Below are 24273 nucleotides of genomic sequence, written 5' to 3'. Positions count from 1 at the left end.
GATTGGTAATTATAAAAACAACATTATATTTGCGGTACAGTTAAGTAGATTGTGGCTTTTTTTTATTTATTTTCATTGAATATGGCAAATTTAACCTACCGATTGGTCACGTCTTTTTTCTTGCTTTTTTTGTGCGTATTTGCGACTGCTCAGAAAAGTGATTCTTCGGATTACCAGGGAGAAGTGAATTTATTGCAAGTGCTTCAAACTTTGCGTCAGCAGCAAATCATTGATTCTTTGGAGAGAAAGAATTTGAGGGAGGAACTCAATAAGATTAAAGTTAAAACTGACGAAGATAAGCTAAACTTAAAGAAGCATGAAGAAGAGCTTGAATTGGTAAAAGAGCAGCAGAGTAAACAGTTTAAGGAACGGGTGGATTCTATACGTGCTAATTCTAAAGGATATGCTGTTGCTCCCTTTAACGATACGTTGTTCTATGTGTATGCGAAATTAGGATCAACATTACCTATAGATCGTGCTTTCAATGTTAAAAATAGAATTCAAAAATTGGCTGATGATGATCTTGCTAAAGTGGATTCTTTTAAGATTGAGAAAAATGAAATCAGTGTCGATATAGTTTATAATGATTTAATCATTACTTCGGTAACAGATTTAGACGCTCTATTTGAAGGGCTATCCAAAGATGAGGTAGCAGAAGATTATTTAAAGCTAATAAAGGATAGCGTTACCCAGGAAAGAGAAGATAGTAGTATACCCAAACTATTAATACGCATAGGGCTAGTAGTTGGAATATTATTGTTGTTCTTCTTATTTATAAAGCTTTTGCTACGATTGAAAGGCAGACTTATTACGAAGGTCGTAACAGAGCAAGAAAGACGATTAAAGGATATAAAAATACGTAATTACGTTATTGTTAGCTCTGCGCAGAAGGTACAGGTGTTGAAGCAGGTTTTTCGATTGCTTTATTGGGCTATTGTTTTATTGGTCGCGTTTTTAATGCTTCCTGTTATTTTTAGTATTTTTCCATTTACGCAAGGATGGGCTAATCAGCTCATTTCTTTAATTACTAAACCTTTAAATAAAACATTTTCAGCAGTTATTGCTTATATACCAGATTTAATAACAGCTCTTGTTATTTTATTTGTAATGCGTTATTTGATCAGGTTTGTTAAATATATTTTTGCAGAAATTGACCGTGGAAATTTAGAGATTTCTGGGTTTCATCAAGAATTTGCAATGCCAACATTTACGATTGTTCGCTTTTTGTTGTATGCATTTACGATGGTGCTTATTTTTCCATATTTGCCAGGAGCAAACTCAGATGTATTTAAAGGTGTGTCGGTGTTTATTGGAGTTTTGTTTTCTTTAGGCTCATCTTCCGCAATTTCTAACATAGTTGCAGGTTTGGTGATTACATATATGCGTCCGTTCCGTATAGGCGATCGAATTACTATTGCCGATAAAACAGGAATAGTATTGGAAAAAACAGCTTTAGTGACCCGTTTGCGCACTATAAAAAATGAAGAAATTACTATTCCAAACTCTTCTATTCTCACAGGAAATACAGTTAATTACTCTACCTTTTCGGAGCAGGGTATTTGTTTTCAAGTAGAAGTAGCGGTAGGTTATGAAGAACCATGGACCAAAATACAGGAAATTTTATTAGCTATCCCTTCTAGATTAGAGAGAGTGAAAACAGATCCGCCACCATTTGTTTTACAGAAAAAATTAGATGATTTCTATGTTCTTTATGAGTTAAATGTATATATATCTAAATCAGGAGAAATCGATTTAGCTCGGTCCGAGATTTATCAGGAAATTCTTAATGATTTTTCTAGAGAAGATATTGAACTTAATGCCCCGCATCTTTATGCTGGGATGGATTTTGTGCCACAATATAAGGCGAAACAAATGTAAAAAATAGATGATAATATTTTTCTCTTCATAGAAAATGCAAGTTGTTTACTAAACAATATTGTAAATAAGCTTGAAATGAACTGTCTTAAAAAGACTGTTTTGTAAGAGTATTTTGGCCAGAGAAGCACGATAGGATTGATCCTATTACTTTTGCGTTAATCCTGATTAGCATGATAATAATAAAGATATACCTACAGAAAGAGCTTAAATGCAATGATATGTTAATCTTTTTTCAACTTGTTTTTTATATAAAAGTAAATGGCATTTGATTTTTCAATAGTTCTTTCTTCAACTTCGAAATCTTTTTTGAGCACTTTAAATAATTGTGATATCTTTTCATAACCATAGTTTCTGGAGTCAAAGTCGGGTTGTCTTTTTAATAGTAAATTGCCTATATCACCTAAAAAAGCCCAACCAACTTCATCAGCGGTATCATCTACTGTTTGTTTTAATAACTGTAGTATTGTTTTATCTATTTGGATGTTTTCAACTGCATTTTCTAAATCTTTTTTAGTGGTGTGCTTTGTGTTTTTATTTCTATCTCTAGATTCTTGACTTGTTTCTTTTTGAAGTATTTCAACATATATAAACTTATCACATGAGGCGATAAATGGTTTAGGTGTTTTGCGCTCGCCTATGCCAATAACGAGCTTTCCGGATTCCCTTATCCGAGTTGCTAATCTTGTGAAATCACTATCACTGGAAACGATGCAGAAGCCATCTACTTTATCCGTATGTAAGATATCCATAGCATCAATTATTAGAGCGGAATCTGTTGAGTTTTTGCCTTGTGTATAGCTGTATTGTTGAATAGGAGTGATAGCGTGTGTTAGCAGGTAGTCCTTCCAGTTCTCTACATAAGGGCTTGTCCAATCTCCATATATTCTCTTTATTGTTGGGACACCATAACGTTTAACTTCATTTAATATTTCTTCTATTTTCTTGTAGGAAACATTGTCTGCATCTATAAGTATTGCTATTTTGAGGTCTTTTTGATTTGCCATGAGAAATCTTCTTTATCTTGATCAGTTATTTTTCGTATAATTCTGCATGGGTTGCCTGCTGCAACCACGCCTGCAGGTATGTTTTTAGTTACTACAGATCCAGAACCAATTACTGTCCCAGCTCCGATGGTTACACCTGGGTTGATAACGGTATTCCCACCGATCCAGACGGCATCTTCTATTGTTATTGGTTTTGCAATTTCCCACCCCTTTATTCTTAAGGATGAATCTATGGGGTGACTGGCGGTAAATAACGATACATTGGGACCTATTAGAACGTTGTTCCCTATAATTACTGGCGCACTATCTAAAATTGTTAGGTTGTAATTAGCATAAAAAGCATTTCCAACTTCTATATTATAGCCATAATCGCACCGAAATGGTGGTTCGATAAAAAAACCTTTAGCAGTTTTTCCGAGTAGGTTTTTTATGATACTGTTTCTTTCTTTTATTTTAGAAGGATCTAGTAGATTCAAGGTCTGTAGAGCCTGTTTAGCTCGCTGCCTATCGTCAAACAACTCACGGCCATTAGCTTGGTACGGATCCCCTGATATCATTTTTTGTTTAACACTTTTTTCAATATTCATGTAGCTGAAAATTAGCTATAATTTTTTATTTAAAAGCCATATTCAGGAAAAAACATATTGATGATGTGGTTTAATAATGAAAACAAAAAAGGATTTTCAAACATGGAGAGTGAAAATCCTTTAACTAATCAATTATAAACCTAAATGATGATGGTGTAAATACAAGTAGTAATAGTGTGGTCTTCAATTAAACTATCCTGTAAAAGGACTTCTTTGTTATGATTGTATATCCAATGTGTTGTATCCTTTATCTTTCAGTTCAAACATGTACAACCATGCGTTTTTTGTGATTTCAATTCTTTTGTCAATTTTCGATTTGTCAACTTTAAACAAATCTAGCGCATATTCACATACTACAAGTTTTGCGCCAACAGCTTCGCTTTTTTCAATGTCTGCTTTTAATTCCTTATTTTCAGCAATTTCTTTAGCTAACTTACCAACCATAACGATTTCAAAAATGTAACCGTTTTTTTTAAGGTTCATAAGTTCTGCAGTTTCTAATGCTACCTTAAAGTGCATGACATCTGTAATCATGACGCCAAACTTTGTAGATGTTCCATTGTAGATGAGTCCATTTGTATTTGTAGATGTTTGCGCTGTAGCAAGAAGAGTAACACTTAGGAGAAGTACTGATAAAATAGTTGTAAATAATGATTTCATTTTCATAGCCATTTTTTTTAGTTGTTTTATATACTAATGCAAATTTCGCTATAAATAGGTAGAGATAAAATGGAGAAACGGGAGAAAAAATGGTAGTTATTGGTATTTGTTCCGGAAATCAGAAGGTGTTTTTTTAGTATGTTTTTTAAAATACTTGACAAAGTAGGAGTTGTCTTTGAATCCGAGCCTATCTGATATTTGATTTATATGTAGGGAAGAATGCTGTATTAATCTTTTTGCTTCTAGTATTATACGGTCTTGTATAATGGATGAAGGAGTTTTTTTAACTAGGTTGTGAGTTAAGTTAGAAAGAGTACGCATTGAAATGTGTAATCGGTCTGCGTATTCAGAAACGGTGAGGTTTTTATGGTAGTTTTCTTCGATTAAGTTGACGAAACGAATCATCATATTCTTTCTTTCATCTATAATAAAAGGGCTCGGGGCTGAGGAAGTATGCTCTAACTGAATTTTATGTCTTTGTACTTGGATAAGAAGAGCTTTTAGGTAAAAACGTAAAAGCTCTTCTCGGCCAAAAGATTCATCTTGAGCTAGTTCGCTTTGTATTTGCTCTATATATTCGCTTATTTTTTTTTGATTACCACTTCCAATATAACATGAAGGCTGTTGAAATGGATTATTGAACATACTGCATTTAAGGAAGAAGTCAACATCACTATCTCTTTGTACAATAAAGTTTTCACTAAAATTTAGAACATATCCATTATAAGCCTTTGATTTATCAAAAGAGTGTACTTGATTTGGCCCGATCAGAAATAGGGAATGTTCTACAATAGTGTAGCTTTGAAAATCGACTTTATGTGTTCCATTGCCTGATTGAAACCATATGATTTGAAAGAAATCATGCGTATGTGGAGAGGTAACGTTGCGAGTATTTAGATACTCATTTAGAGTAATAATTTCAAAATAAGAAGTTAGAGGAGCTAGAATGTGGTTAGGAAGGAAGTTTGTTACTGTATGTTTTTCAAAATTCATCTTATAGTTGTGTTCAAAATGTATTTAAAGTTTGTAATACAGATTATCTTTTAAAATTAGAAACATTTTGCAATTAAGAAAGAAATCCAAAAAATGTAATATCCTAAACTAGTATAAAAAGGTATACGAGGTAGAGTTTATTTTTGGTTAAAGCATTACCGCACAGCTTCGTGGAAAGCTAATAAACGTAGATATGCAGGAGATTTTATGATTTCTTTTTTCCAGATATCTATTTCGATAAATTGTATTTTTAGAAACTTATCAACTTCAGAAACAACCTGATGTTTGTCTATTTTTACTGTTTCTGGAAAATCCCTATTTAATAAGGCGGTTTTTAATTCTTCTACTGTCATTTATTTAAAATTGAAATAACGGGCTTCCGGGATCTGTTTGTAAATGAAAAGAAGAAATGGAATACATGTAATGTAGGTGTTTAACCATTTCTTCTTTTTAAATAACCAAGTGATTGTTCTTAATTAGTAAACCAATTAAGAACTTCTTCTTTCGTGGGCATGGTAATGTCTAGTTTCATTTTTTTTCTCATACCCCCTAAATCATTGAATACTTTATTTGGATTAGCTTCCTTAAGAGATTCTATTGTCAAAAAACCCATTTTTTGCAAAACTGGTACCCAGTCGATAGGGATACCTAGTGCTAGATAATCTTCGGTAGAAGTTGTCTTTGCTACTTTTTCAGGGCGCATTTGTGGGAAAAATAAAACTTCTTGTATAGAAGCATTGTTTGTTAAGAACATGATTAGACGATCCATTCCTATGCCTAGACCTGATGTGGGGGGCATGCCATATTCTAAAGCTCGTATGAAGTCTTGGTCGATAAACATAGCTTCATCGTCACCCTTTTCGGATAAACGCATTTGTTCTTCGAAGCGCTCGCGTTGATCTATGGGGTCATTAAGCTCTGAGTACGCATTTGCGATTTCTTTACCACAAATCATCAATTCAAAACGTTCTGTCAACTCAGGGTTATCCCGATGCTTTTTCGTTAATGGAGACATCTCTATCGGATAATCAGTAATAAATGTCGGTTGAATATAGTTACCTTCGCATTTTTCACCGAAAATTTCATCGATTAACTTACCTTTACCCATACTGGCATCTACAGCAATTCCCATACTTTTTGCAGCTTCACGGATTTCATCTTCTGTTTTTCCGGTAATATCAAAACCGGTAAAGTCGATGATAGCCTGTGTCATTGTAACCCGTTTATATGGAGCTTTGAAATCTATATTATGTTCGCCAAAGGTTGCTTTCGTAGTTCCATTAACTGATTGGGCACAGTGCTCTATTAGGTTTTCAGTAAATTTCATCATCCAGTTGTAGTCTTTGTAGGCTACATAAATCTCCATTACTGTAAACTCTGGATTATGGGTTCTGTCCATACCTTCATTGCGGAAGTTTTTAGAAAACTCGTAAACACCTTCAAATCCACCAACGATTAGGCGTTTTAAGTAGAGTTCATTCGCGATACGTAGATAAAGTGGAATATCTAAAGCATTGTGATGGGTGGTAAAGGGACGTGCAGCAGCACCTCCAGGTATAGATTGGAGAACAGGAGTTTCTACCTCCATATAACCAGCGTCGTTAAAGTATTCGCGCATCGCGCTGAAAAGTTTAGTACGCTTGATAAACGTTTCTCTATTTTGAGGGTTAACAATTAAGTCGACATAACGCATGCGGTAACGCAACTCAGGGTCTGTAAAAGCATCGTAAGTTTTTCCATCAGCTTCTTTGACAATTGGTAGTGGACGTAAGGCTTTCGATAGAATAGATAACTTTTGTACATGTATGGAGATCTCACCTGTCTGTGTAGTGAAAACATAACCTTCAACGCCAACGATGTCGCCTATATCTAATAGTTTCTTGAAAACTGTATTGTATAGTGTTTTATCATCTGTCGGGCAGATCTCATCACGTTTAACATAAGTTTGGATACGACCACTGGCATCTTGAAGCTCCATGAACGATGCGTTCCCCATAACACGACGTGTCATGATGCGACCTGCGAAACGTATGTTCTTATAGTTTAGTTTGTCACGATCATAGTTCTCTAAAATGTCAGCAGCAGAAACGTTAACTTCAAATTCATGTGCCGGATAGGGGTTAATACCTAAATCGATGATAGCTTGAAGGCTAGATCTTCTTTGTTGTTCCTGTTCCGATAATAAAGCACTCATATTTTTACAATTAAAATCTTAAAGTATAAGCCAGCTAATACTGTGATTTTTTCTTTCAGAGGAAAGTATTTATGTATTATGCAGGGATGCAAAAATAGTAAAAAAGCGGCAATGTAGGTGCATACTTACAAAATAGCCTTAAAATTGACGCTACCTTCGTTAAATTTACGGTGTGAAGTTGTCTTGTTTTAGAGGGATAAGTATTATATTTGCGATGCAACAAAGAATTGGCTTACACAAAAATGTGTAGATAATTTTGTCTTTTTTGAAAAGTTAGATTATCTTTGCACCTCGATTGTTGAAGTAATACGTAATCATAAAGATAAAATGAAAAAAGATTTGCATCCATCAAACTACAGATTAGTTGTTTTTAAAGATATGTCTAATGACTATGCTTTTGTAACTAAATCATGTGTAGAGACGAGAGAAACTATTGCTTGGGAAGATGGCAACGAATATCCATTAGTGAAATTGGAGATTTCTCATACATCCCATCCTTTTTATACAGGTAAAATGAAATTGGTTGATACGGCAGGTCGTATCGATAAATTCCGTACTCGTTACAATAAAAAATAAGGTAGCGAATTAAAACGTTATAGCTTTATCCCGATAGGAGTACTTATCGGGATTTTTTTTGTATTTTAAAATTTGCTTTATGTTGGAAGTTGTATTACATGATCGAGCGGTGTGGCGACAGCATTTATTGCCTTTATTACATACGAGATCTGCTGCTGAATTGAGGGTAGGTATTTTAACGATAGCTGAAAAATGGAGGAAATTTTGGAATGTAAAAGTAAGTTATCATACCGCAGAACATCTTCAAGGTAAATATGCTGCAAGACCCGAGGAAGGGAGTTTTTTGGTGGTAAGAGCAAATCTTTGTCCGTCTGAGGAGCTTTTAATGGTGTTAGCTTCGTTACCAATGAACACCGTTTTGGAAAGCAAGGGAAGGTGGTTGGCATATAGAACATCACAATGGGTCGAGGAACCTAACGCTGATGACTTTATAGCTCTTGAATATGAGGGACACCCTGTTTTGATAGAGTTTTTAGAGGATATTTATCTGAAAAATGAACAACAGATTTGTGCTGATTTTGATTTGCTTACGAAAAATGTTGCTTCTGAGATGTTAGAGCCCAGTAATACCTTAATTGGAGAAGCTTTGTTCTTAGGGAAAAGTGTTGAAGCTTTTTGTTGTGTGTTTAATACAGTAAAAGGACCTATATATATAGGGGAGGGGGCTGTTATAGAGGAAAGTAGTGTTTTAAAAGGGCCTTTGGTTATAGGAGCATATTCACGAGTGAAAGCAGGTGCGAAGTTATATCCGAATGTAACTATAGGTCCTAGATGTACAGTAGGGGGAGAGGTTAATAATGCAGTTTTTTTAGGTAATTCATCGAAAGGGCATGAGGGGTATTTGGGATGTGCAGTTTTAGGAGAGTGGTGTAACATAGGGGCAGGATGTAGTAATTCTAACTTACAAAATAATTGGGCTTCGGTTAAGCTTTATGACTATAAATTGGCTGACTATCGGAATACAGATTTGTTGAAAATCGGTACTTTTATTGGTGACTTTGCAATGATCGGAATAAATTCCTCAATTACAACAGGGGCGGTTATTGGAGTGGGAGCCCAGATTGCAATATCGAATATTATTCCGAAATTTGTACCGGATTTTGTTTGGTTGACAGATGGAAAGAAGTCATCTTATATTTGGGATAATTTTGCTGAGATGATGCAGAGAAGAATTGATAGAATAAGTGAAAGAGATGGAATAGAAGTCGATGTGTTAGCAAGTGTTTATGAACAAACGAGAAAAAAAAGAGAAATATTTATAAAAGTATAAACATAATAAAATAATAAGATATGCGTAAAAATATTGTAGCAGGTAATTGGAAAATGAATTTGGATTATGAACAAGGTTTAAGTTTGTTTTCTGAAATTGTGAATATGGTTAAAGATGAGGTTGTAGGTGATCAGGAGGTAGTAGTATGCAGTCCTGCAATTCATTTGCATAGTTTGCATCAATTGACAAATTCGAATAAAGTTTCGGTTGGTGCTCAAAATATTTATCAAGCCGAATCGGGGGCTTATACAGGTGAAGTATCAGCTGCTCAAGTGCGTTCTACAGGTGCTGAATATGTTATTTTGGGACACTCTGAGCGTAGAGCCTATTTTGCAGAAACCGATGAAGTGTTGGCTGAAAAGGTCAATTTGGCACTTAAAAACAGTTTGAAACCTATTTTTTGTATTGGGGAAACAAAGGATCAAAGAGAGCAAGGTGAGTTTTTTAATGTCATTCAAGAGCAGTTGGAAAAAGGTGTTTTTCATTTGTCTGCAAGCGAATTTGCAAAGATAGTATTAGCATATGAACCGGTGTGGGCTATTGGAACGGGGCTTACTGCTTCTCCTGAACAGGCGCAGGAAGTACATGCATTTATTAGAAAAAGTATTGCAAAGGCTTATAATAGTGATGTAGCAGAGGCAACAACTATTTTATATGGAGGAAGTTGTAATCCTACGAATGCAAAAGAACTTTTTTCACAAACTGATATTGATGGTGGCTTAATTGGAGGAGCATCATTAAAGTCTAGGGACTTTCTAGATATAGTGAAGGTATTTAATACGTAGAGATGAAATATTCATCGGTAATCTTTACTTCCACTAACATGGAGGATTGGCAAAAAGATTTGTTAATAGACTCTTTGGGAGATGTGGGGTACGATACATTTGAAGATATAGTTAAGGGTTTTGTTGCTTATATTCCTACAGCTAATCTTGATGTACAAGTTTTGGAAACAGTATTGCTCTCTAATACAAATGGATTTGATGTTTTTTATGAAATCGAGGATATCGAAGAGCAGAATTGGAATAGTTTATGGGAGAGTAATTTTCAGCCAATTACTGTAGATGGTTTATGTTATGTACGTGCTACTTTTCACGAACCACAAATCGATTTACCTTATGAGATAGTGATAGATCCAAAAATGTCCTTTGGAACAGGGCACCACCAGACTACCTCAATGATGTTATCTTATATCCTTGAGAATGATTTTAAGGGTAAAGATGTGCTTGATATGGGATGTGGAACAGGGATATTAGCCATATTAGCTGCTAAGCGAGATGCTCGTACGGTATTAGCAGTTGATTATGATGAAATATGTGTGGCTAGTGTGGAAGAAAATAAAGTTCTTAACAATGTGATGATGATAGAGTCAAAGTTGGGTTCTAAAGAAGTTATTCATGGAAAAGCCGTTGATGTTATTTTGGCCAATATTAATAGAAATATTCTGATTGATCAGCTCGATGAATATGCTATTGTGTTGCGGGAGAATGGAGAGCTTTATATGAGTGGGTTTTATGAAAGTCCAGATCTTGAGATTCTAAGGGGAAAAGCAGATTCGTTAGGCCTACTTTATCAAAATCATAAGGTTTTAGATAAGTGGTGTTCCGCTAAATTTATTAAAAAGTATTAGTATGCGCATTCATTTTATTGCTATTGGTGGAACTGTTATGCATGACTTAGCAATTTCTTTAGCAGAGCAAGGACATCAGATTACTGGCTCTGATGATCAGGTAGTTGAGCCATCAAGATCTAGTTTGTTGAGGGCAGGGTTGTTGCCGGAAGAGATTGGTTGGTTTCCAAGCCGAATAACAGAAGACATTGATGCAGTGATTTTAGGAATGCACGCGGAAGATAATAATCCTGAGTTAGAAAAGGCACAGCAGTTGGGATTAAAGATATATTCTTTTCCTGAGTTTGTATATGAGCAAAGTGTCAATAAGTTGCGTGTAGTTATTGCTGGTACTTATGGTAAAACAACGATCATGAGTATGGTGATGCATGTACTTAGGAAAATAGGAAAGGATTTTGATTATTTGGTTGGAGCTAAGTTAGAAGGATTCGATTCTTTAGTAAAGCTAACACAACATAATAAAATCATTTTAATTGAGGGGGATGAGTATTATGCATCTTCTATAGATAAAAGGTCGAAATTTCACTTATTTCGACCTAATATTGCTTTAATAAGCGGAGTCGAATGGAGTGAGGCAGGCTCTGATTTGGATCAGAATGAATATATGGAGCAATTTGAAGTTTTTATAGATACTATAACCGAAAAAGGAACGTTAATATACAATAAAGATAATGCTGTTTTAAAAGAGATTGTTGAAAAAACATCAGAGTGTAAAATAAATAGACATGGGTATAAACTGCCTGAGTATACAATAAATAAAGGCATAACTTATTTAAGTGTAGGGGAAAGTCAAATTCCTATACAGGTCTTTGGAAAGCTTAATTTGTCTAATATTGCTGGAGCATACACAGTATGCGAATGGTTAGGAGTAAAGCGTGCGGATTTTTACGAAGCAATAAAAGACTTTAGAAGCTCGGTGCGTTACTTAGAGTTTGTGGCGAGTAATGAGAGTAGCGTAGTATATCAAGATATTTTACACTCTTCATATAAATTAAAAACTAGTATTCATGCAGTAAAGGAGCAGTTTCCAGATAAAGACTTGATTACTATAATTGAGTTAAATATCTATGATGTTTTTGATAATAATTTTCTTAATTCTTACAATGGTGCTATGTTAGAAGCTGATTATGCTGTGGTTGTAGTCAATATAGAGCTTCTGAAAGATAAAAATGCAGTAATAGGAAATTTGGAAGAGCTTATTAAAAATGCTTTTAACCACAAGAATCTTGTGGTTCTTACAACTTTATCAAATCTAGAAAGATATCTAGAGTCTTTTAAGTCATTGAACTGTAATCTTTTATTTATGGTTCCTCCTGATCATAATAGTTTGAATATTGTAAGTTTTGCTGATAAGTTTTTTAAAAATTATTAATTATAGGGTTTGCTAGTTTTTCTTTAATGAATTTTTTATTACTTTTGATGCAAGAAAAACAATAAGTCATGAATGCATTAGGAAAAAAAATACGTCTTTTGAGACACCAGAAGGGATGGAGCCAAGAAGATGTGGCAAAACGTTTGGATATATCTATACCAGCCTTTTCAAAGATTGAAACAGGCATTACAGATGTGAACTTATCTCGATTAAATCAGATATCGAGATTGTTCGGTTTATCGCTAGTACAATTGTTATCTACTACTGATCTTGAAGAAGAAAAGCAAATAGCCGATGAAATTACGGAGCTGAATAAGAAATTACAAGTTCGTGAGGTAGAGGTTATAGAATTGCAGAAAAAAGTCATAGATCTTTATGAGCAGCTACATAAAAGGTCGTGAAAAATTTAGGTGATAAAACTAAAAAGGCAGTGCTTATTAAGAGCACTGCCTTTTTAATTTTCATTTGAATTTGTTTTTTACCTTCTTCTAATAAAAGTGAGTAGTGATGAGACTAATAGTCGTCATCGTCAAAGTCGTCAAATTCATCAATAGAATCAATGTCCTCCAAGTCGAAGTCGTCGTCGTAGTTGTCGTCAACATCATCTTCAGGTCCATTAAAATTGATGATTTCATCAATTAACTCCTCATTTTCAGCCGATAGCGTCATGGTCTTGTTTTATTAAAAAATAATTAATTTGTTGTTTTTTCAAAGGTAAAATTAATCAAGAATATGATAACTTAAAACTTTTTTATTTTTTTATTCTATTGATATTTAGTGTGTTGAATAATCTCTTTTTTAGACAGGTACTTCACCAATGCTGTTTTCCTCTGTAATAATATCTTTGAGTTGTGGAAGGTCTTTTGCCGAATTTATTCCGAAGTGGTTCATAAACTCATCACTTGTTGCGTAAATTAAAGGCTTACCTATACTATCTGCTTTTCCTGCAATGGTTATTAGTTTTCTCTCCAATAACCTTTGTATAGAGTAGTCGCAATTTACTCCTCGGATTTGTTCAACTTCTAACTTGGTAATAGGTTGACGATAAGCTATGATAGCAAGAGTTTCTAATGCTGCTTGGCTTAACTTTTTTTTATCTTTATGTGCTTGTAGCTGATTTACTACTTCATGATAGAGTTCTTTTGTCAAAAATTGATAGTGATTGTTTATCAATCTTAAGTCAAATACCTGATCGTCGGATCTGTATTTCATCTTGATTTTATCTAATAAATCTGTTAGTTCCTCTTTTGTTATTTGGATTGATAAAGCCTCTTGTAAAACCTGTTTTAGGTCATTTATACTTACTCCTTCTTCGGAAGCGAATAGAAGAGCCTCAATGTTTAAAAGTATATCTTTCACTGCACTTACTCTTAGTAATTAATAATTTGTTCTTCCATATCTGGGAGTTCTCTGAATTCGTATTTTTGAGTTCTGAGTTGAGGCTCAAAGCCCGCTTGGAGTATTGTTTCTTGTATCGATTTGGACGTGAAACGGTGCGGTGCACCTGCTGCCGAAACGACATTCTCTTCAATCATAATAGAGCCAAAATCATTTGCTCCTGCGTGTAAGCACAGTTGAGCCGTTCGTTTACCTACAGTTAACCATGAAGCCTGTATATTTTTAATATTTGGTAGCATGATGCGGGATAAGGCAATCATTCTAACATATTCTTCACCGGTTACATTGTTTGTTATTCCCCGAAGACGTTTTAGCAAGGTGCCATCGTCTTGAAAAGGCCAAGGAATAAATGCTATGAAGCCATGCGCACGTGCCGGCTTTTCATTTTGTACTTCTCTTATCCAGACAAGATGTTCAAAACGTTCATCTATTGTTTCAATATGTCCAAACATCATAGTTGCAGAGGTTGGAAGATTTATTTTATGTGCAGCTCGCATAACATCAAGCCATTCTTGCCCACCACATTTACCTTTTGAAATTAATCTACGAACTCTGTCGTTTAATATCTCAGCTCCAGCTCCAGGTAGAGAGTCTAACCCCGCTTTTTGTAGTGTTGTCAATACCTCTGTATGTGATAATCCTTCTAGTTTTGACACATGTGCTATTTCTGGTGGACCTAACGCATGTAATTTAAGTTCTGGATAAAGTTGCTTTAACTGCTTAAATAAATTGGCATAAAAGTCTAAACCCAATTCAGGATGATGACCACCTTGTAGTAATAATTGATCTCCTCCATAACGAAGCGTCTCTTCAATTTTTTCTTTATAAGTCTCTATATTAGTAATATAGCTTTCTTCATGACCAGGACGACGGAAAAAATTGCAAAATTTACAGTTTGCAATACAAACATTTGTTGTATTGACATTTCTATCAATTTGCCATGTAACTTTACCATGAGGAACTTGTATTTTACGAAGTTCATTTGCTATATAAGTGAGGTCCGATGTAGCAGCATGATGGTATAAGTATATACCTTCTTCTTTAGATAGAAAATCGAAGTTTAAGGCTCGTGTAAGTAAGTTGTCTACATTCATTAATAGCAAATATACATAGGATTTTTTTTAGCGAGAAATGTTATATTTTACTTTAGTCTTTCTCAACATTTAATCAAGTTGAGTGCTTTGGTAAAAATTTGTTTTTAAGATATTTGTTTATATTTGAGACACATTTATAAAATTAGCTTTATACCCGTTTAGTATTTTATAGAATGTATATATATATGTAACCAATAGTTTTTTGTAAAATAAGAATAGTTGTTTTGACGTTATTATTATGGTAGATGCATTTAGGTGCAGTTATTTATTCATTACACACTGAATTAATAGCATTTAATGTCTGGAATTCAGTTTTTAAATATATAATTATTATGGAATTAATACATGTAGAAGAGCAGAAGGAATGGTTGGCCTTAAATGATGAAGTGCAGATTGGAAAATTGGTCTATAAAATTGAAGATGGTTTTTTGATAATAACGCATACCGAAGTTGAACCCTATTATAGAGGAAATAAGATTGCAGAGGATCTAGTGTTAGCAACAATTGACCAAGCGCAAAATCAGACCCTGAAAATTAAACCAGAATGTTCATTTGCAGCTATTGTTTTTGATCGTTACCCAGAGCATGCTGAACTTTTAGCTGGCAATTAGTGCGATAAACTATAATTATAGGGTTTGAACATTACTAAGCTAGTTTGATTACTTTTTGTTATCAACAGATATAAATAATACTGTAGATTTTGTTCGATTTTATTTAAATTCGTCAACTAGTCTTTTCTAGGTAGATAGTAATTGCTATTCTTAAGAGAAAAGACTTATTAATCAACATCATTTTCGGATTTGATGAGATTATTTTTTTATAAGAATCAAAGTTATTGTAACAGTAATGGAAAAAGAGGTTTTGAGAATAGGTATTATAGGCTATGGCAATTTAGGAAAAGGAGTACAGCTAGCTATTGAGCAAAGTCAAGATTTAGAGCTTGTGGGGATTTTTTCAAGAAGAGATCCAAGCTCTCTTGGGGGGGGGACTTTGTTTATAGCTATGAATGAATTACATCTGTATAAAGATAAAGTAGATGTCATGATTTTATGTGGAGGTTCCTCCCAAGACCTGCCTGAACAAGTAATTGAAGTATCTAAAATATTTAATACAGTGGATAGTTTCGATACCCATGCTAAAATACCAGATTACTTTGTAGCAGTGGACAAATGTGCTAGAAGCAGTAGTAAATTGAGTTTGATATCTACAGGGTGGGATCCAGGGTTATTTTCAATCGCTCGATTGTTAGGTCAGAGTATCCTCCCTGAAGGTACTGATTATACTTTTTGGGGCAAAGGGTTGAGTCAAGGACACTCAGATGCAGTTCGTCGTGTTAAGGGCGTGAAAAACGGTGTTCAATACACAATTCCTATAGAAGAGGCATTACAGCAGGTGCGTCAGGGTGATAATCCTAATCTATCGGCAGCAGAAAGGCACGAAAGGGTTTGTTATGTTGTGGCCGAGGACGGTGCAGATTTGAAGGAGATTGAGAGATCGATTACCTCGATGCCTCATTACTTTGCGGATTATAAAACAACTGTATATTTTATTGACGAAGATGAATTAAGCAAGAATCACAACACAATGCCGCATGGAGGGATTGTATTCAGATCGGGTGTGACAGGTAGTGGTGCAAAACAAAGAGTTGAATTTAGTTTGGCCTTAGAAAGTAATCCAGAATTTACAGCTAGTGTCTTAGTAGCGTATGCTCGTGCAGTTGGAAAAATGGCTAAAGAAGGCCAAGTTGGTGCAAGAACTGTTTTTGATGTGCCATTAGGATATTTATCACCCAAATCACCCGAACAACTTAGAGCTGAGTTGCTGTAGTTTATAGATATAAATAAAGCCCATTAAATACGTATTAATGGGCTTTTTTAAAGTAGCTTTACTGTTGTAGCTTGAGTAGGTAATTATCCTACTACTTTTACATTAACAGCGTTAAGTCCTTTTTTTCCGTTTTCAACATCAAATGTAACGCTGTCATTTTCACGGATATCATCTATTAATCCTGAAGAATGTACAAATACGTCTTGACCACCATTAGCAGGTGTGATAAAACCGAATCCTTTTGTAACGTTGAAAAATTTTACTGTTCCTTCTTGCATTGTGTTATTGTATTTATTTATTAATGAATTTTAAATTTTAATTATTCTAAAACTGTTAATTGGAAACCAATTAGCTTTTGTATACTTTGTAATTCCTTTTTTTGTTCTTCACTACAGAAAGAAAAGGCGGCACCTGATTTGCCGGCTCTTCCCGTACGGCCGATTCTATGCACGTAGGTTTCGGCATCATTTGGAAGATCATAATTGATAACGTAAGGTAGCTTTTCAATATCTATCCCTCTTGCAGCTATATCTGTAGCTATAAGCAGGTGCACCGAACCCTTGCGAAAGTCTTGTAATGCTTTTTGTCGTGCGTTTTGCGATTTATTACCGTGTATGCTCGCTACGCTTACATCTTTTTTCGCCAATTGTTTAGCTAATCGATCCGCACCATGTTTGGTTCTAGTAAAGACTAAAGTCTGTTCGATACGGTGTTCAGCCATGATCTTTAGTAGCAACGCTACTTTGTCCTTTTTTTCCACAAAATAAACAAATTGCTCAACAGTTTGAGCTGTTGATGATACAGGTGTAACGTTTATTTCTTCAGGTTGCATTAATATGCTATTTGCAAACTTTCGAATTGGCGGAGGCATAGTAGCTGAGAAAAACAAAGTATGTCGTTTCTGAGGGATTTGTTTTAAAACCTTTTTGATGTCATGGATAAAGCCCATGTCTAACATGTTATCAGCTTCATCTAAAACAAGAAAACGAATATCTCTAAAAACTATAAAACCTTGATTAAATAGATCGAGTAGCCTACCAGGAGTAGCAATGATGATGTCAACACCATTTTTTAATTGCTCTATTTGTTTTGTAGGAGAAACTCCGCCAAAAATAACTGTTTGTTTTATATCCAAATATTTGGCGTACTGTAAAAAGCTATCTCCTATTTGTATTGCTAATTCACGTGTCGGTGCAAGAATAAGGGCTTTTGGAGCTTTATGGCGATGTTTTGGTTCTTTGGATAGTAAATGTAAAATTGGAATAGCAAATGCTGCTGTTTTTCCAGTTCCTGTTTGTGCACAACCTATAATATCTTTTCCTTTCAAAAGAATCGGTATTGCGCGTCTTTGTATCTCTGTCGTTTGGGTATAACCAACCGAGCTTATTGCTTTTAATATAGGATCAGCTAATCCTAATTCTTGAAATGTCATCTTTTAATATTAAAGGCCTTTTAACTATATGATATGATTTATAGGTTTAAAGCCTTTTTTAACTCATATTCTTTTGATCGATTATTAAAACAAGAAGTTATTTTGCTAAATGAACAAAGGTGAGTTGCAGTTTTTCTTCTATTTCTTACGCAGCATATATTGCCAGTTGTATACATATCAATGTGATAATAATAAATTGGCAGCTGAAAAGCGAAGACTGAATGAAAAGATTTAACTAAACAGTTTCAGAAAAAGCGTAGGCAGAGGCCCATTACAATGCAAAGATACATGAATTATTATTATAAAGTATTGTTTTAGTTTTTTTAATTCGTTTTATTTTGAATATCTCTTCCGATTTATGGGCTAGATACGACTCTATCACTATTATAAAAAATCAGTTTTGTAAGGTTAACTAAGTTAAATGGAGAAATTAATGCTAGTGTATGATTAGTACATATGTTTTTTTTCTGTCATAGTATTGTTGCTCTCTTGGCTAATCTTTGTAGGGCATTAATGGCATTATTATCTTTGAGCTTGTAAGAGATTATAGCAACATAGTATTTTGTTGTAAAATAGGTGAGTAAAAATAAAGTGGTAAAGCTTAGCTTAGATAAATTAATAAAATTATGTCATTAATAGAGGATTTGAAATGGAGGCATGCTACAAAAGCATATGATCCAACAAAAAAGGTTAGTAAAGAAGATTTGTCGAAAATTTTAGAGGCAGCACGTTTAGCTCCTACTTCATCAGGTTTGCAGCCTTTCCGTGTAATTGTTGTGGAAGATAAAGGTGTTAGAGAGAGATTGATGGAGGGGATATTTAATCCTGAGTGTTTGAGAGACTGCTCATATGTATTAGTTTTTGCTGCCTGGGATGAATACAGCTCGGAAAGAATTGACACAATGTATGATAAAACTACAGAGGAACGAGGCTTACCACAAGGTCGCTTCAATAGCTACACGGATATGTTGAAGAAATTGTATGGCAACCAGGAAAAAGAACGACATTTTGAGCATGCGGCACGTCAAACTTATATTGCTTTAGGGCTGGCACTAGCGCAAGCTGCAGAATTGCGAATTGATAGTACCCCTGCAGAGGGATTTAATAATGATGTTTTTGATGAGGTGTTAAACTTACGGGAGCTTGGGCTTAAAAGCGTAAATATTATGTACCTAGGCTATAGTGACCCCGATAGGGATTGGTTAGCTTCAATGAAAAAGGTTAGAAATGAAATGAATGAATTTGTTTTATGGGCAAAAAACAAATAACTTTTTTTAATAAAGCTTTGTGTTTTATTATTCGGAATGGAGTGCTACTTAATAAGTAACGCTCCATTTTTTATATTTTGATGGTCGGTGTAGTACATTATGGTATAACTCTTATATATAGGATGTTTGTTCGGCAGTATGACTATTTATAAAAAGTCTCAAACAAATTTAGAAAGCATGTTCTATATAAGTAAAACGACATAGACATATGGAGGTCAATTCTAGTTACTATATGGTTAGTTTTTTAGAATGGTATTTTCGTTTATATTCTAAAGGGGTCATATTGGTTATCTTTTTGAAATGTCTATAAAAATTTGAAACGTTATTGAAACCACATTCAAAACATATTATTTCTGTCGGTTGCAGATCTTCAATAAGCATACGACAGGCATGGCTAACTCTTATTTCAATGAGGAAATCATAATAGGTTTTCTTAGTTATAGTTTTAAAATATCTACAAAACGACGTGACGCTAAGATTTGCTATGCTAGCGATTTCTTCTAATGTGATTTCCTTTTTAAAGTTAATTAATGAATAGCTACAGACTTTATTAATTCGATCTACGACATTATCATCTGTGTTTTTGTAAAAGGCGTGCGGAGTAGCAATGTTAAAGTATTCCGTTGTTTCGGCCAATATTTTTAAAGTAGATATTAATATCAGTAGCCTTTTAAATTCGGAAGCATCTTGTCCTTCCATCATAAGATCTATGATCCTTTTTTTTGAATCTCCATAGATGGACATTCCCTTCTTTGCTTTTTCAAATAAGACCGGTAGTAGATAAGCTTCGGGAAGAGATAGAAAGTCCTGACCTAGGCAATAGGGTAGAAAATGAAAAATCATAGCTTCAACTTTTCGAGAAGGGTTACTTTGATAGTAGCTCTCATTGCTTTGCCACATATGTGGAAGATTCTCACCAAGTAGTATAAGTTCTCCCGATGAAAAATTACTTATGTTATCACCTATTAAGCGCACACCTTCGCCCTGAATAACATAATGTAATTCCAATTCAGGGTGATAATGCCATTCTGAGCCAAAATTTGCTGTTTTATCATGGCGTATACTAAATGAAGATAAGGCTGGTACAGGAACTCTATGAAATTGTGGTTTCATAACATGTAAATAAAAGTTTATATGATAAGAATTGGTTGTAACGGCACTGAATCACACATAAGATTGTTTATTAAGGCACGACATAAAGATAATTAATGCTTTTGTGAAAACAAAAAAATAATAACAGTGGTCTTTAAACTTAATATACTCTTAATCTCTAACGATAGTGTTTACTTTTTCCTCGTTTAGTGCTAGAATTATGTTTAAACTATGATTTTCCCTATATATTTTTATCAAGGTTGCCATTCTTATAACTTATATCTTTTTGAATCACGGTAAGATTGTACAAATCTCTGCGAAAAAACTAGAATAAATGGTTTGTTGTGATTTATACCTTTGGTTTATACAATTTAAACTAATACTCATTTATGAACAAAAATAAAAAAGACTTCATTCCCGTCATGCTAACGCCTTTTAATGATGATGGTAGTATTGATTTTGGTATGTTAACAATTTTGATAGAGGATTATATTGAAAAAGGTGTAGGAGGGCTTTTTGCAAATTGTTTGTCAAGTGAAATGTTTGATCTACTACCAGAAGAACGTTTGGCTTTAACACAACATGTAGTAAAAGTTGTCAATGGTAGAGTCCCGGTAGTGGCGACAGCTACTTTTGGTGGTGGTGTTTTAGAGCAGGCAGACTTTGTTAAGAGAATGTATGATACCGGAATTACAGCTACGATTGTTATTAGTAATATGTTGGCGGAAGAATCTGAAGCCTCTAAAATTTTTGAAGAACGATTTTTTCAACTTTTAGAATATACAGAACGGATTCCAATGGGATTATACGAATGTCCAGATCCTTTTAAAAGGATAGTTTCGGCTGATCAACTATCTAGGTTTGTTGATACAGGACGTGTAATTTACCATAAAGACACTTGTCTGGATATAGCTATGGTTCGAGATAAAATAGAAAAAACAAAGCATGAAGATGCTTTTGGATTGTATGATGCTTATATGGTGCATGCTGTAGAATCTTTAACAGCGGGATCTGCAGGTTTGTCATGTATACAAGGTAATTATTTCCCCGATCTAGTCGTTTGGTTATGTGATAATTACTATCGAATAGATAAAAAGAAAGAAGTTAAAGCTGTACAGGATTTTTTTACAAAGAATATGCATTTAATGCATGATGGGTATCCGAAGGTTGCAAAATTTATGGTAAAACATCGTATTCCTGATTTTCCAACTAAAGTGAGAAGGGGAGATTTTGGTTTGACCATAGAGTTGAGGGACAGTTTAAACAAACTTTGGGTAGAGTATACGGAACTAATGACAAATATCGCATAATAAGTGTGGGGTATAATGTGTAGGGTGAAATATCAATAAAAGCTATTTTTGAAAGAGTGTTTTTAATTGATGCATGTAGGAGTGGTGTATAGTACATTAGTATTAGGCGATATTTAAGATATGTCGATAATTTAAAGTTATATATAATGAAAGAACGTTATTATTCTTTGGATGTTTTTAGAGGAGCAACTGTTGCGCTTATGATATTAGTAAATAATCCGGGTACGTGGGAACATGTTTTTTCTCCCTTGTTACATGCAAAGTGGCACGGTTGCACACCAACAGATTTAGTTTTTCCTTTTTTTCTTTTTGCGGTAGGAAATGCGATGGCATTTGTTATGCCTAAATTAAAAAGTGCAGGATTAAATATATTTTGGAAAAAAGTGTTGAAGCGTACTTTAATTATTTTTGGAATAGGTTTGTTTTTAAATTGGTGGCCATTTTTCGAATGGTATAATAATGCACTTTATTTTAAAACCTGGAATGAAAGCGAAAATATCACTCAGGGTGTCCGTGTTTTGGGAGTTTTACAACGTATCGCCTTAGCCTATTTTTTTGCATCTATAATTGCTTGTTTTTTTAAACCTAGAAAGATTATTTATATCTCTGTCGTATTACTGGTATTGTATTGGGGTTTGTGTCTTATGTTTGGAGGAACGGAACCTTATTCTCTGGAAGGGTGGTTTGGAAACAATGTCGATAAATTTATAATCGGGCAAGTTCATATGTATCATGGTGAAGGTGTTGCGTTTGAGCCAGAGGGGATTATGAGTACCATGACATCGGTGGTACAAGTACTTTTTGGTTATTTAATAGGTTTGTTTATTTTGGAAAAAGGGAGGGTAGATTGGATTTGGAAAAAGATGCCTATCATTTCCCCAACAAATTATAGCATGCTATGTACTATTATGGTTACTGGTTTCATTGTTTTATTGATAGGATGGACTTGGTCTTTAGGATTTCCTATTAATAAGAAAATATGGACAAGTTCGTATGTTTTTTATACAACAGGTTTGGCTGTATTAACTTTAGGTGTCGCTATTTGGTATATAGAGATTGGTCAACACCGAAATGGTTTGATGCGTTTTTTTGATGTTTTTGGCAAAAATCCTCTATTCATTTATATTATGAGTAGCATGATTCCAGGTCTTTTAGAATTGATTATTATCCCACATAGATCCGCTGATGGTTTATCAACAGGAAGTAGTAATCTATTGGACTTCTTTTATAATGAGGTATGTACTAAAGTACCAGGGCCTCCAGAGTTTGGTTCGTTATTTTATTCGCTTTGTTTTTTAGGCCTTATGTGGGTAATAGGGTATCTATTGGATAAAAATAAAATTTATATAAAAGTATAATCTCTATTATAGACGGATTATCAGTACATAAGCTGATTGCAAAGAACTACTAATTAGAACAAACTAATATGATGTTATTTTTCAATAAACGCACTCTTATGCTCTTTTTTTCGCTATTGCTCTTTCGAGTTCTTTGCGTTGGGCAGTCTGAAGATGCAATAGTAGATAATACTCCTGATCAAATTGTATTAAGTGTAACAGAAGATATGGCGACTAGCGTATCAGTAAGTTGGCGTACATCAGTAAGTGTGCCAATTAGTAAAATACAGTTTGTTAAGGAAAATTCACTGTTTAATATAGAGGATTCGGCTTATACGGTAGTCTCAAAGTCAGAACTTTTAGATTTTAAGGGGATGAAAACTTGGCATCACTCTGCGCTAATCAAGGAGTTACAACCCCATACTACTTATGCTTATCGTGTGGGTAATGACCATAAATGGAGCGAGTGGATAAATTTTAAAACAATAAACGATAAAGAAGAAAAATTAAAGTTTATTTATTTTGGAGATGTTCAATCTAACATAAAAAATCTATGGACAAGAGTTGCAAAGCAGGCCGTGAAGTCAGTGCCAGATGCCGAAATAATACTTTACGCAGGAGATATTGTTAACAGGGGCAATAATCTAAATGAGTGGGAAGAATGGTTTGAAGCAAGTGGAAACATGCATCAAGCAATTCCTATAATGCCTGCAGCAGGAAATCATGATCATGGTGATTCTGAATTTGGAAAATATGAAATTTCTGCATATTGGAATAAGCAATTCAAAGTGCCTAGTAATGGTGCTGATGGGTTAGAAGGTACCTCTTATTATGTAGATGTTAAGAATGTACGTTTTGTAGTTTTTAATACAGAAATGTTCAATACCTATGAAAAAGATAGAGATAGCCAGATGGAGTGGCTGAGAAAAGTATTAATCACTAATAACCAAAAATGGTTAATTATGCTTTTTCACCACCCCATCTACTCTACAAAGAAGAATAGGGATAATGTAGAATTGCGTTCACTTGTTAAACCGCTAATTGATGAATTTAAAGTAGATCTTGTATTGCAAGGTCATGATCATACATACGCAAGGGGCAAGGAGAAAATAGCTATGCTTGATACTCGTGAATCTCACGCTACTTATGTAGTATCTGTTTCTGGCCCCAAAATGAGTGTAGTAAAAGAAGCGGATTGGATGGACAGGTCGGCAAGTTTTACTCAATTATTTCACGGAATAGAGATAGATAATAATAAGTTGATATTTTCTTCATATAAAGTTAATGGTGATCTTATGGATTCTTTCACTATTCTTAAAAAAGGAAATCGAAATACCATTAGTTATTAACT

25 protein-coding genes are annotated in these 24273 nt (G+C 34.2%); 13 read left to right on the top strand and 12 right to left on the bottom strand.

Going from position 1 to position 24273, the window contains the following annotated elements; all coding sequences use genetic code 11:
* Positions 1 to 81 precede the first annotated feature (81 nt).
* On the top strand, positions 82 to 1878 hold the full coding sequence (locus ORI89_RS07280) for a mechanosensitive ion channel domain-containing protein (RefSeq protein WP_268229786.1): 1797 nt from the start codon (positions 82 to 84) through the stop codon (positions 1876 to 1878).
* A gap of 221 nt (positions 1879 to 2099) precedes the next feature.
* Here ORI89_RS07280 and ORI89_RS07275 read toward each other — a convergent pair whose 3' ends face one another.
* From ORI89_RS07275 to lysS, 6 genes are all read right to left on the bottom strand, one after another.
* Positions 2100 to 2882, bottom strand: a complete 783-nt coding sequence (locus ORI89_RS07275; protein WP_268229785.1) for an NYN domain-containing protein — start codon at positions 2880 to 2882, stop codon at positions 2100 to 2102.
* Positions 2855 to 3469, bottom strand: a complete 615-nt coding sequence (locus ORI89_RS07270) for a sugar O-acetyltransferase (RefSeq protein WP_268229784.1) — start codon at positions 3467 to 3469, stop codon at positions 2855 to 2857. Before ORI89_RS07270 ends, ORI89_RS07275 begins: the two co-directional genes overlap by 28 nt.
* 216 nt (positions 3470 to 3685) lie before the next feature.
* A complete protein-coding gene (locus ORI89_RS07265; RefSeq protein ID WP_268229783.1) occupies positions 3686 to 4129 on the bottom strand; it encodes a hypothetical protein in 444 nt (147 codons plus the stop codon).
* A gap of 96 nt (positions 4130 to 4225) precedes the next feature.
* Positions 4226 to 5122, bottom strand: a complete 897-nt coding sequence (locus ORI89_RS07260; RefSeq protein ID WP_268229782.1) for an AraC family transcriptional regulator — start codon at positions 5120 to 5122, stop codon at positions 4226 to 4228.
* 155 nt (positions 5123 to 5277) lie between these two features.
* A complete protein-coding gene (locus tag ORI89_RS07255) occupies positions 5278 to 5475 on the bottom strand; it encodes a DUF6965 family protein (protein ID WP_268229781.1) in 198 nt (65 codons plus the stop codon).
* A gap of 119 nt (positions 5476 to 5594) precedes the next feature.
* Positions 5595 to 7316, bottom strand: a complete 1722-nt coding sequence (lysS, locus tag ORI89_RS07250) for a lysine--tRNA ligase (protein ID WP_268229780.1) — start codon at positions 7314 to 7316, stop codon at positions 5595 to 5597.
* A 327-nt stretch (positions 7317 to 7643) separates the two neighbouring features.
* Between lysS and ORI89_RS07245 the strand changes: the two genes are divergently transcribed.
* From ORI89_RS07245 to ORI89_RS07220, 6 genes are all read left to right on the top strand, one after another.
* A complete protein-coding gene (locus ORI89_RS07245; protein ID WP_268229779.1) occupies positions 7644 to 7892 on the top strand; it encodes a type B 50S ribosomal protein L31 in 249 nt (82 codons plus the stop codon).
* 79 nt (positions 7893 to 7971) lie between these two features.
* The gene (locus ORI89_RS07240; protein ID WP_268229778.1) at positions 7972 to 9162 is read left to right on the top strand and encodes a putative sugar nucleotidyl transferase; all 1191 of its coding nucleotides are present in this window, start codon (positions 7972 to 7974) and stop codon (positions 9160 to 9162) included.
* Positions 9163 to 9182: 20 nt separating this feature from the next.
* Positions 9183 to 9947: a triose-phosphate isomerase gene (gene tpiA / locus ORI89_RS07235; RefSeq protein WP_268229777.1), complete on the top strand. Its 765-nt coding sequence runs from the start codon at positions 9183 to 9185 to the stop codon at positions 9945 to 9947.
* Positions 9948 to 9949: 2 nt separating this feature from the next.
* Complete coding sequence (gene prmA / locus ORI89_RS07230; RefSeq protein ID WP_268229776.1) at positions 9950 to 10792, top strand: 50S ribosomal protein L11 methyltransferase; 843 nt, start codon at positions 9950 to 9952, stop codon at positions 10790 to 10792.
* A gap of 1 nt (position 10793) precedes the next feature.
* Positions 10794 to 12164, top strand: coding sequence for a Mur ligase family protein (locus ORI89_RS07225; RefSeq protein ID WP_268229775.1), 1371 nt, complete (start codon positions 10794 to 10796; stop codon positions 12162 to 12164).
* Between the two features lie 68 nt (positions 12165 to 12232).
* Complete coding sequence (locus ORI89_RS07220) at positions 12233 to 12565, top strand: helix-turn-helix domain-containing protein (protein ID WP_268229774.1); 333 nt, start codon at positions 12233 to 12235, stop codon at positions 12563 to 12565.
* Positions 12566 to 12677: 112 nt separating this feature from the next.
* On the opposite strand, the gene ORI89_RS07215 is transcribed toward ORI89_RS07220, so the two are convergent.
* From ORI89_RS07215 to ORI89_RS07205, 3 genes are all read right to left on the bottom strand, one after another.
* Positions 12678 to 12833, bottom strand: coding sequence for a hypothetical protein (locus ORI89_RS07215; RefSeq protein WP_268229773.1), 156 nt, complete (start codon positions 12831 to 12833; stop codon positions 12678 to 12680).
* A 129-nt stretch (positions 12834 to 12962) separates the two neighbouring features.
* On the bottom strand, positions 12963 to 13523 hold the full coding sequence (gene scpB, locus ORI89_RS07210; protein ID WP_268229772.1) for an SMC-Scp complex subunit ScpB: 561 nt from the start codon (positions 13521 to 13523) through the stop codon (positions 12963 to 12965).
* 11 nt (positions 13524 to 13534) lie between these two features.
* Complete coding sequence (locus ORI89_RS07205) at positions 13535 to 14656, bottom strand: CofH family radical SAM protein (RefSeq protein ID WP_268229771.1); 1122 nt, start codon at positions 14654 to 14656, stop codon at positions 13535 to 13537.
* Positions 14657 to 14988: 332 nt separating this feature from the next.
* Here ORI89_RS07205 and ORI89_RS07200 point away from each other — a divergent pair, with 332 nt between their 5' ends.
* Both ORI89_RS07200 and ORI89_RS07195 read left to right on the top strand, forming a co-directional pair.
* A complete protein-coding gene (locus ORI89_RS07200) occupies positions 14989 to 15267 on the top strand; it encodes a GNAT family N-acetyltransferase (protein WP_268229770.1) in 279 nt (92 codons plus the stop codon).
* A gap of 235 nt (positions 15268 to 15502) precedes the next feature.
* The gene (locus ORI89_RS07195; protein ID WP_268229769.1) at positions 15503 to 16483 is read left to right on the top strand and encodes a diaminopimelate dehydrogenase; all 981 of its coding nucleotides are present in this window, start codon (positions 15503 to 15505) and stop codon (positions 16481 to 16483) included.
* An 83-nt stretch (positions 16484 to 16566) separates the two neighbouring features.
* On the opposite strand, the gene ORI89_RS07190 is transcribed toward ORI89_RS07195, so the two are convergent.
* Positions 16567 to 16761: a cold-shock protein gene (locus tag ORI89_RS07190; RefSeq protein WP_268229768.1), complete on the bottom strand. Its 195-nt coding sequence runs from the start codon at positions 16759 to 16761 to the stop codon at positions 16567 to 16569.
* A gap of 41 nt (positions 16762 to 16802) precedes the next feature.
* Complete coding sequence (locus tag ORI89_RS07185) at positions 16803 to 17915, bottom strand: DEAD/DEAH box helicase (protein WP_268229767.1); 1113 nt, start codon at positions 17913 to 17915, stop codon at positions 16803 to 16805.
* A 626-nt stretch (positions 17916 to 18541) separates the two neighbouring features.
* On the opposite strand from ORI89_RS07185, the gene ORI89_RS07180 reads away from it, so the two are divergent.
* Positions 18542 to 19183, top strand: coding sequence for a nitroreductase family protein (locus ORI89_RS07180; RefSeq protein ID WP_268229766.1), 642 nt, complete (start codon positions 18542 to 18544; stop codon positions 19181 to 19183).
* A 228-nt stretch (positions 19184 to 19411) separates the two neighbouring features.
* Here the strand turns inward: ORI89_RS07180 and ORI89_RS07175 are convergent, their stop codons facing one another.
* The gene (locus ORI89_RS07175) at positions 19412 to 20296 is read right to left on the bottom strand and encodes an AraC family transcriptional regulator (protein ID WP_268229765.1); all 885 of its coding nucleotides are present in this window, start codon (positions 20294 to 20296) and stop codon (positions 19412 to 19414) included.
* A gap of 368 nt (positions 20297 to 20664) precedes the next feature.
* Between ORI89_RS07175 and ORI89_RS07170 the strand changes: the two genes are divergently transcribed.
* From ORI89_RS07170 to ORI89_RS07160, 3 genes are all read left to right on the top strand, one after another.
* Positions 20665 to 21585 carry a dihydrodipicolinate synthase family protein gene (locus tag ORI89_RS07170; protein ID WP_268229764.1) on the top strand — a complete coding sequence of 307 codons (921 nt, stop codon included), beginning with the start codon at positions 20665 to 20667 and terminating at the stop codon, positions 21583 to 21585.
* Between the two features lie 146 nt (positions 21586 to 21731).
* A complete protein-coding gene (locus ORI89_RS07165; protein ID WP_268229763.1) occupies positions 21732 to 22943 on the top strand; it encodes an acyltransferase family protein in 1212 nt (403 codons plus the stop codon).
* Between the two features lie 68 nt (positions 22944 to 23011).
* On the top strand, positions 23012 to 24271 hold the full coding sequence (locus ORI89_RS07160) for a purple acid phosphatase family protein (protein ID WP_268229762.1): 1260 nt from the start codon (positions 23012 to 23014) through the stop codon (positions 24269 to 24271).
* Positions 24272 to 24273 lie beyond the last annotated feature (2 nt).

The organism is Sphingobacterium sp. UT-1RO-CII-1 (assembly GCF_026711005.1).
GTDB lineage: Bacteria > Bacteroidota > Bacteroidia > Sphingobacteriales > Sphingobacteriaceae > Sphingobacterium.
Note: the sequence above shows the minus strand (reverse complement) of the source record. Positions and strands in the feature narration are given on the sequence as shown.

Bases quoted from the DNA above. Each gene is read 5' to 3' on its own strand.
- lysS (WP_268229780.1), bottom strand. From the start codon at position 7,316: ATGAGTGCTTTATTATCGGAACAGGAACAACAAAGAAGATCTAGCCTT.
- tpiA (WP_268229777.1), top strand. From the start codon at position 9,183: ATGCGTAAAAATATTGTAGCAGGTAATTGGAAAATGAATTTGGATTAT.
- ORI89_RS07260 (WP_268229782.1), bottom strand. From the start codon at position 5,122: ATGAATTTTGAAAAACATACAGTAACAAACTTCCTTCCTAACCACATT.
- ORI89_RS07180 (WP_268229766.1), top strand. From the start codon at position 18,542: ATGTCATTAATAGAGGATTTGAAATGGAGGCATGCTACAAAAGCATAT.
- ORI89_RS07175 (WP_268229765.1), bottom strand. From the start codon at position 20,296: ATGAAACCACAATTTCATAGAGTTCCTGTACCAGCCTTATCTTCATTT.
- ORI89_RS07205 (WP_268229771.1), bottom strand. From the start codon at position 14,656: ATGAATGTAGACAACTTACTTACACGAGCCTTAAACTTCGATTTTCTA.
- ORI89_RS07280 (WP_268229786.1), top strand. From the start codon at position 82: ATGGCAAATTTAACCTACCGATTGGTCACGTCTTTTTTCTTGCTTTTT.
- ORI89_RS07220 (WP_268229774.1), top strand. From the start codon at position 12,233: ATGAATGCATTAGGAAAAAAAATACGTCTTTTGAGACACCAGAAGGGA.
- ORI89_RS07240 (WP_268229778.1), top strand. From the start codon at position 7,972: ATGTTGGAAGTTGTATTACATGATCGAGCGGTGTGGCGACAGCATTTA.
- prmA (WP_268229776.1), top strand. From the start codon at position 9,950: ATGAAATATTCATCGGTAATCTTTACTTCCACTAACATGGAGGATTGG.
- ORI89_RS07225 (WP_268229775.1), top strand. From the start codon at position 10,794: ATGCGCATTCATTTTATTGCTATTGGTGGAACTGTTATGCATGACTTA.
- ORI89_RS07165 (WP_268229763.1), top strand. From the start codon at position 21,732: ATGAAAGAACGTTATTATTCTTTGGATGTTTTTAGAGGAGCAACTGTT.
- ORI89_RS07170 (WP_268229764.1), top strand. From the start codon at position 20,665: ATGAACAAAAATAAAAAAGACTTCATTCCCGTCATGCTAACGCCTTTT.
- ORI89_RS07200 (WP_268229770.1), top strand. From the start codon at position 14,989: ATGGAATTAATACATGTAGAAGAGCAGAAGGAATGGTTGGCCTTAAAT.
- ORI89_RS07190 (WP_268229768.1), bottom strand. From the start codon at position 16,761: ATGCAAGAAGGAACAGTAAAATTTTTCAACGTTACAAAAGGATTCGGT.
- ORI89_RS07270 (WP_268229784.1), bottom strand. From the start codon at position 3,469: ATGAATATTGAAAAAAGTGTTAAACAAAAAATGATATCAGGGGATCCG.
- ORI89_RS07195 (WP_268229769.1), top strand. From the start codon at position 15,503: ATGGAAAAAGAGGTTTTGAGAATAGGTATTATAGGCTATGGCAATTTA.
- ORI89_RS07215 (WP_268229773.1), bottom strand. From the start codon at position 12,833: ATGACGCTATCGGCTGAAAATGAGGAGTTAATTGATGAAATCATCAAT.
- ORI89_RS07275 (WP_268229785.1), bottom strand. From the start codon at position 2,882: ATGGCAAATCAAAAAGACCTCAAAATAGCAATACTTATAGATGCAGAC.
- ORI89_RS07160 (WP_268229762.1), top strand. From the start codon at position 23,012: ATGATGTTATTTTTCAATAAACGCACTCTTATGCTCTTTTTTTCGCTA.
- ORI89_RS07255 (WP_268229781.1), bottom strand. From the start codon at position 5,475: ATGACAGTAGAAGAATTAAAAACCGCCTTATTAAATAGGGATTTTCCA.
- ORI89_RS07245 (WP_268229779.1), top strand. From the start codon at position 7,644: ATGAAAAAAGATTTGCATCCATCAAACTACAGATTAGTTGTTTTTAAA.
- ORI89_RS07185 (WP_268229767.1), bottom strand. From the start codon at position 17,915: ATGACATTTCAAGAATTAGGATTAGCTGATCCTATATTAAAAGCAATA.
- ORI89_RS07265 (WP_268229783.1), bottom strand. From the start codon at position 4,129: ATGAAATCATTATTTACAACTATTTTATCAGTACTTCTCCTAAGTGTT.